At 70.0% G+C, this 10199-nt stretch carries 7 protein-coding genes; 4 read left to right on the top strand and 3 right to left on the bottom strand.

Annotated features, from left to right (window positions below; translation table 11 throughout):
* Positions 1-58 precede the first annotated feature (58 nt).
* Genes F3J10_RS20535 through F3J10_RS20525 form a run of 3 tightly spaced genes read left to right on the top strand, consistent with a single transcriptional unit; the run spans position 59 to position 3388 of the window.
* Positions 59-2269, top strand: coding sequence for an FUSC family protein (locus F3J10_RS20535; protein ID WP_025098717.1), 2211 nt, complete (start codon positions 59-61; stop codon positions 2267-2269).
* Entirely contained in the window at positions 2266-2469 is a 204-nt protein-coding gene (locus tag F3J10_RS20530; protein ID WP_013697734.1) for a DUF1656 domain-containing protein, read from the top strand. The genes F3J10_RS20535 and F3J10_RS20530 overlap by 4 nt, the downstream gene beginning before the upstream one ends.
* A 13-nt stretch (positions 2470-2482) precedes the next feature.
* On the top strand, positions 2483-3388 hold the full coding sequence (locus tag F3J10_RS20525; protein WP_025098718.1) for an HlyD family secretion protein: 906 nt from the start codon (positions 2483-2485) through the stop codon (positions 3386-3388).
* 121 nt (positions 3389-3509) lie between these two features.
* Here F3J10_RS20525 and F3J10_RS20520 read toward each other — a convergent pair whose 3' ends face one another.
* Entirely contained in the window at positions 3510-5195 is a 1686-nt protein-coding gene (locus F3J10_RS20520; protein ID WP_167242886.1) for a methyl-accepting chemotaxis protein, read from the bottom strand.
* 388 nt (positions 5196-5583) lie between these two features.
* Here F3J10_RS20520 and F3J10_RS20515 point away from each other — a divergent pair, with 388 nt between their 5' ends.
* The gene (locus F3J10_RS20515) at positions 5584-6831 is read left to right on the top strand and encodes an MFS transporter (RefSeq protein WP_025098720.1); all 1248 of its coding nucleotides are present in this window, start codon (positions 5584-5586) and stop codon (positions 6829-6831) included.
* An 88-nt stretch (positions 6832-6919) separates the two neighbouring features.
* Here F3J10_RS20515 and F3J10_RS20510 read toward each other — a convergent pair whose 3' ends face one another.
* Together F3J10_RS20510 and F3J10_RS20505 are read right to left on the bottom strand one after the other, a co-directional pair.
* Positions 6920-7717 (bottom strand): 5'-methylthioadenosine/adenosylhomocysteine nucleosidase, encoded by a 798-nt coding sequence (locus F3J10_RS20510; protein WP_166914048.1) that lies wholly within the window; start codon positions 7715-7717, stop codon positions 6920-6922.
* A complete protein-coding gene (locus F3J10_RS20505; RefSeq protein WP_025098722.1) occupies positions 7714-10083 on the bottom strand; it encodes a UvrD-helicase domain-containing protein in 2370 nt (789 codons plus the stop codon). Before F3J10_RS20505 ends, F3J10_RS20510 begins: the two co-directional genes overlap by 4 nt.
* Positions 10084-10199: the final 116 nt, after the last annotated feature.

The raw sequence follows: 10199 nt of genomic DNA, 5'->3' as shown, positions 1-10199 counted from the left end.
CCGCCCTGGCCGACACCGACCGCGCCGCCATGCCGGCCGCCGAGTGAGGAAAGCCGCGATGTCCGCCCCCTCGTCCACTCCCGCTTCGGCGCCGCCGCCGGCCCGCTCGCCGTTCGCCGCGCTCGCCGCGACCTGCGCCGACTGGGCGCGCACCGACGGCAATGCCTGGCTCTACCTGTTCAAGGCACTGACGGCGGCCTTCCTGGCGATCGGCGTGTCGATGGTGCTCGACCTGCCCGCGCCGAAGACCGCGATGACCACCGTGTTCATCGTGATGCAGCCGCAAAGCGGCGCGGTGCTGGCCAAGAGCTTCTACCGCCTGACCGGCACCTTCGTCGGCCTGGCCGCCACCCTGACCTTCGTCGGCCTGTTCCCGCAGCAGCCCTGGCTGTTCCTGATCGCGGTCGCGCTGTGGGTGGCGATCTGCAACGCCGGCGCCGCGCGCAATCGCAACTTCCGCAGCTACGGCTTCCTGCTGGCCGGCTACACCGCCGCGCTGATCGGCCTGCCCGCCTCGCAGCAGCCCGACGGCGCCTTCATGTCGGCGCTCACGCGGGTGGCCGAGATCTGCGTCGGCATCGTCTCGGCGGGCCTGGTCAGCGCCCTGCTGTTCCCGCGCTACACCGGCGAGCAGATGCGCACCACGGTGCGCCGGCGCTTCTCGTCCTTCGTCGACTACGTGGCCTCGGCGCTGTCGGGCAAGCTCGACCGCGCCCATATCGAGAGTGTGCACACGCGCTTCGTGGCCGACGTGATCGGCTTCGAATCGGCGCGCAGCATGGCGGTGTTCGAGAACCACGAGTCGCGCATGCGCAACGGGCGCCTGGCGCGCCTGAACAGCGAGTTCATGACCGCCTCGAGCCGCTTCCACGCGCTGCACCAACTGATGAACCGGCTGCGCGCGGCGCACGACACGGCGGTGATCGCGGCGCTGGAGCCCTACTACCGCGAGATCGCTCCGCTGCTCGAGCCCGAGGGCCAGCCGGTGCGCACCGCGGCCGACGCGGCGCGCATCGCCGAGCCGCTGCTGGCCTATCGCGACGCGCTGCCGCGCCGGATCCGCGCCACCCGCGCCGAGCTGGAGACGCGCCCCGATTTCCCGCTGCTCGACTTCGACACCGCCGCCGAGCTGCTCTACCGCTTCATCAGCGACGTGCACGCCTACGCCGCCACCTACGGGTCGCTGGCCAGCGAGACGCACGAGCGCGAGCGCTGGATCGAGCAGTTCGAGCCGAAGACCAACCTGACCGCCTCGCTGATCGCCGGCCTGCGCACCGCCGTGGTGATGCTGCTGCTGGGCTGGTTCTGGATCCACAGCGCCTGGCCCAGCGGCGTGATGCTGGTGCTCAACGCGGCGGCCGTGTGCGCGCTGGCCTCGGCCTCGCCGCGGCCGAGCGCGACCGCCATGCAGATGGGCATGGGCGCCTCGCTGGGGGTGGTGATGGGCATCCTGCTGATGTTCTTCGTCTACCCGCGCATCGACGGCTTCCCGATGCTGTGCGTGGCGCTGGCCCCGCTGCTGTCGATCGGCATCTGGCTGACGCTGCGGCCGAAGACGGGCGCGCACGGCATGGGCTACCTGATCTTCTTCAGCTTCCTGGCCGGCCCCGACAACGTCACGCACTACGACCCGACCGACTTCCTCAACAACGGCCTGGCGATCGTGCTGTCGATGCTGGTCTCGGCGGTCGCCTTCGCGGTGCTGGTGCCGCCCAGCTCGCCCTGGCTCAAGCGCCGCCTGTTCGCCGACCTGCGCCGGCAGGTGGTGATGGCCTGCCAGGACCGCCTGGGCGGGCTGCGCACGCGCTTCGAGAGCGGCGCGCGCGACCTGATGTTCCAGGCCCACACGCTGTCGGCCGACCAGCCCGGCGTGCAGCGCGACGCGCTGCGCTGGATGTTCGCGGTGCTGGAGGTCGGCAACGCGATCATCGACCTGCGCCACGAGCTGGCGGCGCTGCCGAGGGACCCGCGCTACGCCGCCTCGATGCCCTGGCGCCAGGCGATCCGCGCGATGCGGCGCAGCGTCACCGCGCTGTTCGCGCGTCCCCGCCCGGCCCGCTTCGATGCCGCGCTGGCCGCCACCATCGACGCGATCGCCGCGACCCGGCAGGCGCTGGAGACCTTCGCGCCGCCCGCCGAGGAACGCCACCAGTTGCAACGCATCCTCAGTCACCTGCATTTCGTGCGCACCGCGCTGCTCGATCGCGAATCGCCGCTGGCGTCGCTCGACGGCGGCACGGCGCGCCCCACCCCGGGAAACCCATCATGATGCCGCGTGAAATCGCCGTCTTCGACGCCTACATGCCGACCGTCGTGCTGATGTTCGTGCTCGGCGCCCTGCTCACCTGGATGGTCGACCGGCTGCTGGCCGCCACCGGCCTGTACCGCCTCGTCTGGCATCCCTCGCTGTTCCGCGCCAGCCTGCTGGTGTGCATCTGCGGCGGCCTGGGCCTTGCCGTCTATCGTTGAAATGAATCGAACCATGCTCCTCAGAAAACTCTTCGGCTTCGTCGCGACGGCCGTCATCCTCGTGATCGCGATCCTGATCGGCCACCGGCTGTGGGTCCACTACATGGACGAGCCCTGGACCCGCGACGGCCGGGTGCGCGCCGAGATCGTCAACGTCGCGCCCGACGTGTCGGGCGCGGTGGTCGAGCTGCCGGTGCGCGACAACCAGTTCGTCCACAAGGGCGACCTGATCATGCAGATCGATCCTTCCCACTACGCGATCGCGGTCGAGCAGGCCAAGGCCGCGGTGGCCGCGCGCGCCGCCGAGCTGGCGATGCGCCGCGCCGATGCCGCGCGCCGCGCCGACCTGGACGCCGCCGTGGTCTCGCGCGAGAACCGCGAGAACGCCTCGCAGACCGCCTCGGGCGCCGCCGCCCAGTACCAGCAGGCGCTGGCCGCGCTGGACGCCGCCCAGTTGAACCTGGCGCGCACCCGGGTGGTCGCGCCGGTGGACGGCTACATCACCAACCTGAACGTGTTCCGCGGCGACTACGCCACCGCCGGCAACGCCAAGCTGGCGATCATCGACAGCCATTCGTTCTGGGTCTACGGCTACTTCGAGGAAACCAAGCTGCCGCGCGTGAAGCTGGGCGCGCCGGCCGAGATGCGGCTGATGAGCGGCGGCGTGCTGAAGGGCCATGTCGACAGCATCTCGCGCGGCATCTACGACCGCGACAACCCGCAGAGCCGCGACCTGGTGGCCGACGTCAACCCGACCTTCAACTGGGTGCGGCTGGCCCAGCGCGTGCCGGTGCGCATCCATATCGACGAGGTGCCCGAGGGCCTGGTGCTGTCGGCCGGCACCACCTGCACGGTGATCGTCGACGAGGGCAAGGAGCGCAAGGCGGCAACGCCGACACCGGCCCCCGCCAAGTCCTGATCGCGTCGGCCGCCTGAACGGCGAGCGGCCAGCGCCCCCAAACGAAATCGGCCCGCGATGCGTCCTGCATCGCGGGCCGATCTTCATGGCGGAGACGACGCGCGCGGCGCCGCCCTCACGCTCAAGCCTGCGCGCTCACCCGGAAGTGCCCGACCAGCGCCTTGAGCGCCTGGGCCTGCTCGTCGAGCGAGCGCGCGGCGGCCGCGGCCTGCTCGACCAGGGCCGCGTTCTGCTGCGTGCCGTCGTCCATCTGCTCGACCGCGCGGCCGATCTCGTCGATGCCGGCGCTCTGCTCGGTGGAGGCCGCCGAGATCTCGCCGATGATGTCGGTCACGCGACGCACCGCGCGCACCACCTCCTCCATGGTGCGTCCCGCGTCGCTGGCGAGCTGCGCGCCGTTGGCGACGCGCTCGACCGAGGCGCCGATCAGCTGGCGGATCTCCTTGGCCGCGGTGGCCGAGCGCTGCGCCAGGGTGCGCACCTCGCTGGCCACCACCGAGAAGCCGCGCCCGTTCTCGCCCGCGCGGGCCGCCTCGACCGCCGCGTTGAGCGCCAGGATATTGGTCTGGAAGGCGATGCCCTCGATCGTGCCGATGATGTCGCGGATGCTCTTGGCGCTCTCGTCGATCTGGTTCATGGTCGCCACCACGCGGCCCACCACCTCGCCGCCCTGCTCGGCCACGTCCGAGGCGTTCTGCGCCAGCGCGCTGGCCTGCCGCGCGTTCTCGGCGTTCTGGTGGACCGTCGAGGTCAGTTGCGACATGCTCGACGAGGTGCGCTCCAGCGCCACCGCCTGCTGCTCGGTGCGCTGCGACAGGTCGAGGTTGCCGGTCGAGATCTCGCCCGAGGCCGAGGCGATCGCCTCGGCGCTGGCCGCGATCTCGCGCACCGTGCCGGCGAGCTGGCGCTGCATCTCGTCGAGCGCGTACAGCACGCTGCCGCGGTCGCGCCTGGCCAGCCTGACCGGCTGGGTCAGGTCGCCGCTGGCGATGCCGGCGGCGATCGTCTTCGCGGTGGCAGGCTCGCCGCCGAGCTGCGCGCCGAGCCGGCGCACCACCCAGGAGGCGATCAGGATCGCCAGCACGATCAGCGCGGCCGTCATCACGGCGATCATCGCCAGCGAGGCGTGGAAGCGCGCCGTCGAGGCATCGCGCGTCTGCCTGGCCGCCTCGCCGCGCGAGGCCACCAGCGCGTCGACCTGCTTCTCGAGCTTGCCGGTTTCCACCAGCAGCCCGACGTCCTGGGTGCCGACCTGCCAGTTCATCTGCGAGAGGTCCAGCGGCTGCTGCTTGATCAGCGCCACGAAGTCGCGCAGGTGCGCGCTCCAGCCGGTGACCGACTTGGTGAAGGTGTCGAGCGTGGCGCGATCGCCGGCATCGGTGTAGCTGCCGAGCGTCTTCAGGTCGCTGGTGATGCCGTTGAGGTCGCCCTCGATGTCGCTGCCGAGGTCGTCGCGCTCCTTGGCGGTGGTCGCCGTCAGCAGCATCTTCTGCGCGCGGCTCGCGCGCAGCACGTGGCCGCGCACCGATTCGGCCGCGTGGCTGGCCACGTGGCCCTGCTCGTAGACCGAGCGGATCGACTCGTCGAGCCGGTTGATCTGCCAGAGCGAGAACAGGCCGATCGCGAGCGTGCCGATCAACAGCACGGCGAAGGCGCCATACAGCGTCGCGCGCACCGACCATGCTCGCGACGGCTTGCCGCCGGCGCGGCGCGTGGCGCGTCCGGCGCCGCCCGAGGCGCCCGGCAGCGCGGCGGCCGCCGCCATGCCTTCGGTTGCCGGCCTGGCCCGCAGCGAAATTCCCATCATCGATTCCCCCGTACTTTTCTTGCTGCCGGAAACGTCGGCTCCGGCACTCACCGTACGGCCGCCCGCCGCGGATCTGCGGCACGGCCCACTCCGCGCGTGTGGTCACGGATAAGGGCTTGTCGGCAGCAATGATTTTTTTCTTGAGTCGGGATCGCACCCAGTTGTGCGCACGCGACGATCGTGCCCTGTAGGCCAATCGTCAGGAAACTCGCGACTGGTCCGAAGCCTCGATCGGTCTCGACCGAAACCTGGCCCTTCATGACCCGGCCATGACCGAATCACGACAAAAGTTGGCCTGACAATTCGAGTGAGCCACTTTACACTCCGGTGAGCTTATCCCGAATTCCAATGACGCCGCGGTCCCAGCACCGCCCCAACGCCGCTCATCATGCAAACCAGCCTCGACAACCGCCAGACGATATCCGCCGCGGCCGCCCCCGCGACGGCGCCGGCCCGCACCAACTACCCGGTGCTCGGCGCGATCAGCTTCTCGCACCTGCTCAACGACATGATCCAGTCGTTGATCCTCGCCATCTATCCGATGCTGAAGGCCAATTTCGCGCTGTCCTTCGCGCAGATCGGCCTGATCACGCTGACCTACCAGATCACCGCCTCGCTGCTGCAGCCGCTGATCGGCCTCTATACCGACAAGCGGCCGCTGCCGTTCTCGCTGCCGGTCGGGATGGGCTTCACGCTGTCGGGGCTGCTGCTGATGTCGGCCGCGCCCAGCTTCGGCGTGCTGCTGGTGGCCGCCGCGCTGGTCGGCTGCGGCTCCTCGGTGTTCCACCCGGAATCCTCGCGGGTGGCGCGCATGGCCTCGGGCGGCCGCCACGGCCTGGCGCAGTCGCTGTTCCAGGTGGGCGGCAACGCCGGTTCCTCGCTCGGGCCGCTGCTGGCCGCGCTGGTGATCATCCCCCATGGCCAGCACAGCATCGCCTGGGTGTCGGTGGCCGCGCTGGTGGCGATCGTGGTGCTGGCCCAGATCGGCCGCTGGTACCAGCGCCAGCCCGCGCCGAAGAAGAAGTCGGCCGGCGAGCGCCATGCCACGCTGAGCCGCCGCCAGGTCTGGCTCGCGCTCGGCGTGCTGATGCTGCTGGTGTTCTCGAAGTACTTCTACCTGGCCAGCATCACCAGCTACTTCACCTTCTACCTGATCGACAAGTTCCACCTCGGCGTGCAGGCCGCGCAGCTGCACCTGTTCATCTTCCTCGCCGCGGTGGCGGCCGGCACCGTGATCGGCGGGCCGATCGGCGACCGCATCGGCCGCAAGTGGGTGATCTGGGTGTCGATCCTCGGCGTGGCGCCCTTCACGCTGGCCCTGCCGCACGTGAACCTGTTCTGGACCAGCGTGCTGAGCGTGATCATCGGCGTGGTGCTGGCCTCGGCCTTCTCGGCGATCATCGTCTATGCCCAGGAGCTGATCCCCGGCAAGGTGGGGATGGTGGCGGGCCTGTTCTTCGGCCTCGCCTTCGGCATGGGCGGCGTGGGCGCGGCCGTGCTCGGCGATATCGCCGATGCCACCAGCGTGGCCTTCGTCTACCAGATCTGCGCCTTCCTGCCGCTGATCGGCGTGCTGACGGTGTTCCTGCCCGACGTCGAGGGCAAGAAGGCAGCCAAGCAGCGCGCCGCCGCCTGAGCCCGCGGCGAGCGATGCCTCGCCCAAGACAAAACGCCCGGATCGTGACGATCCGGGCGTTTTTTCATGCCGTCGGCCAACGCGTCGCTCAGGCCGGCACGCCGTCCGCCGCGCCGGCCAGCGCCAGCAGGAAGCGCTGCAGGATCCCCGAGGAATAGCTGCTGGCGATCTCGGTCAGGAAGTTGGTGAACGAGGCGGTGGCGTGATCGTCGGCCGTGTCCGACACGGTGCGCACCACCGCGCAGGGCACGCCGTATTCGTAGCAGACCTGGGCCAGCGCCGCGCCCTCCATCTCGACGGCCAGCGCGTCGGGCAGCATCTCGCGCAGGGCGACCACTTCCGGCTCGCTCGACACGAAACGGTCGCCGCTGATGATCAGCCCCGCGTGCACGCGCGCCCCGCGCAGCCGGAAGCGTTCCTTGAGCGCCTCGCCCTGCTCGGCCACGAAGGCCTCGCAAGCCGCCTGCAGCGCGGCCGACAAGGCCGCGTCGGCCGCGAAGCACGTGATGCCGAGCAGCGGCACCTCGTGGCGCGGGAAGATCGGCGAGGCATCGAGATCGTGCTGCATCAGCGCGCGCGCCACCACGATGTCGCCCACCGCGATCTCGCGCGCCACGCCGCCGGCCACGCCAGCGAACACCACCGCCCGCACGTTGAAGCGGTGGATCAGCGCGGTGGTGGTGGTGGCCGCCGCCACCTTGCCCACCCGCGCCAGCGTGACCACGCAGGGCACGCCGTGGGCGGTGCCGAGGTGGTACTCGCGCTGGCCGAGCGTGACCGTCTCGACGGCGCCCTCGGCCTGCATCGCGGCGAGCAGGTCGCCGAGTTCCTGGGGCAGCGCGGCGAGGATGCCGAGCGGCCTTTTTCTATCGAATTGCATGATCATTCCACCGCCTGGAGTTTTGCCACCGCCAGCGCCAGCCATTTCTCGCCGTGCCGCTTGAAACGGACCTGGGCCTTCGCGTCCGCGCCTTCGCCTTCGAGGGCCGTCACCGTGCCCTCGCCGAACTTGGTATGAAACACCGGCTGGCCGACCTTGAAGCCGCTGCCGCTCGCGCGCTGCGCGTTGGCGAAGGCCGGCAGCGGTGCCGACACGGCCGCGTCGACCACGCTCTCGCGCGAGCCGCCGCCATTGCCGCCGCCGGGTCGCGAGAACCAGTTGCGGCCCCAGCCGGCGTTGTCGGCACGGCCGCCCCAGCGGCTGCCGGCCTCGACCTGCGGCGTCAGCCACTTCAGCACCTGCTGCGGCAGCTCGTCGAAGAAGCGCGAGCGGATGTTGTAGCGCGTCTGGCCATGCAGCATCCGGCTCTGCGCGAAGGACAGGTAGAGCCGCTCCTTGGCGCGCGTGATCGCCACGTACATCAGCCGGCGCTCCTCCTCCAGGCCGTCCGATTCGAGCGCGCTGTTCTCGTGCGGGAACAGGCCCTCTTCCAGCCCGGTGATGAACACCGCCGCGAATTCGAGCCCCTTGGCGGCGTGCACCGTCATCAGCTGCACGGCATCCTGGCCGGCCTGGGCCTGGTTGTCGCCGGCCTCCAGCGAAGCATGCGAGAGGAAGCCCGCCAGCGGCGTCATGGTGTCGGGGTTCTGGGCCGGGTCGCCCAGCTCGGCCGGCGCCAGCACCTCGTCGGCGCCGCCGTCCAGCGTGATCTCGGGCGCCGCGATCGCGCCGGGGCGCAGCGGGATCGAGCGCGCCGGCGTATCGAGCCCGTAGCCTTCCTCGCTGACGAAGGCGGTGGCCGCGTTGACCAGTTCCTGCAGGTTCTCCAGGCGGTCCTGCCCTTCGCGCTCGCCCTGGTAGAAATCGGCCAGGCCGCTGGCGCGCACCACGTATTCGACGGTTTCCGGCAGGCTCATCTGCGCGGTCTCGGCGCGCATCTTCGCGATCAGGTTGGCGAAGGTGCCCAGGCTGGTGCCGGCCTTGCCCGTCACGTAGGGAATCGCCGCCGCCATCGCGCAGTTGTAGAGGCGCGCCGCGTCGGCCAGTTGCTCGATCGAGCGCGCGCCGATCCCGCGCGTGGGGAAGTTGACCACTCGCGCGAAGGCGGTGTCGTCGCTCGGATTGTCGATCAGGCGCAGGTAGGCCAGCGCGTGCTTGATTTCCTGGCGCTCGAAGAAGCGCAGGCCGCCATAGACGCGATAGGCAATCCCCGCCGTCATCAGGGTGTGCTCGATCGCGCGCGACTGCGCGTTGCTGCGATAGAGCACCGCCACCTCGCTGCGCGCCATGCCGCCGTTGATCAGCGAGCGGATCTCCTCGACGATCCAGCCCGCTTCCTGCGAATCGGTGGCCGCCTCGTAGACGCGCACCGGCTCGCCATGCCCCGCGTCGGTGCGCAGGTTCTTGCCGAGCCGATGCGAATTGTGCGAGATCAGGTGGTTGGCCGCGTCGAGGATGTTGCCGTGCGAGCGGTAGTTCTGCTCCAGCTTGATCAGGTTGCGCACCCGGAACTCGTCCTCGAAGTCGCGCATGTTGCCGACGTTCGCGCCGCGGAAGGCGTAGATCGACTGGTCGTCGTCGCCCACCGCGAAGATCGCGTTCTGGCCGCCCGCCAGCAGCTTGAGCCAGGCGTACTGCAGCTTGTTCGTATCCTGGAACTCGTCGACCAGGATGTGCCGGAAGCGTGCCTGGTAATGCGCGCGCAGCGGCGCGTTCAGGCTCAGCAGCTCGTAGCAGCGCAGCAGCAGCTCGGGGAAGTCGACCACGCCCTCGCGCTGGCATTGCTGGTCGTAGGCCTGGTAGAGCTCGACGAACATCCGGTTGAAGTTGTCGGTGGCGTCCACCTTGTCCGGGCGCAGGCCTTGCTCCTTGGCATTGTTGATGAAGTACTGGACGTTCTTCGGCGGGTACTTCTCGTCGTCGATGTTCGAGGCCTTCATCAGGCGCTTGATCGCCGAGAGCTGGTCGGCCGTGTCGAGGATCTGGAAGGTCTGCGGCAGGCCGGCGTCGCGATAGTGCGCGCGCAGCATGCGGTTGCAGAGGCCGTGGAAGGTGCCGATCCACATGCCGCGCGTGTCGATCGGCATCATCGCCGACAGGCGCGAGAGCATCTCGCGCGCGGCCTTGTTGGTGAAGGTCACGGCCAGCACGGTGGGCGGCGAGGCGAAACCCTGCTGGATCAGCCAGGCGATCCGCGTGATCAGCACGCGCGTCTTGCCGCTGCCCGCACCGGCGAGGATCAGCGCCGGCTCGTTCGGCAGCGTGACGGCAGCGTATTGTTCGGGGTTCAGGTTGGCGAGCAGATCGGGCATGAAGAAGCGGGTATCGAGCGGGACGGAAGAAGGGAGGTGAAGCGCCAGGACCGCCATTATAGAACGGTCGCGCCGGCACGATCGGGCGGCCGCCGCGAGCGGCTCGCGGGCCGCCG

Origin of the sequence: Burkholderia sp. Cy-637, from assembly GCF_011753175.1 — a bacterium.
GTDB lineage: Bacteria > Pseudomonadota > Gammaproteobacteria > Burkholderiales > Burkholderiaceae > Burkholderia > Burkholderia gladioli.
The sequence above is the reverse complement of the archived record's forward strand: the minus strand, read 5'-3'. Positions and strand labels throughout refer to the sequence as shown.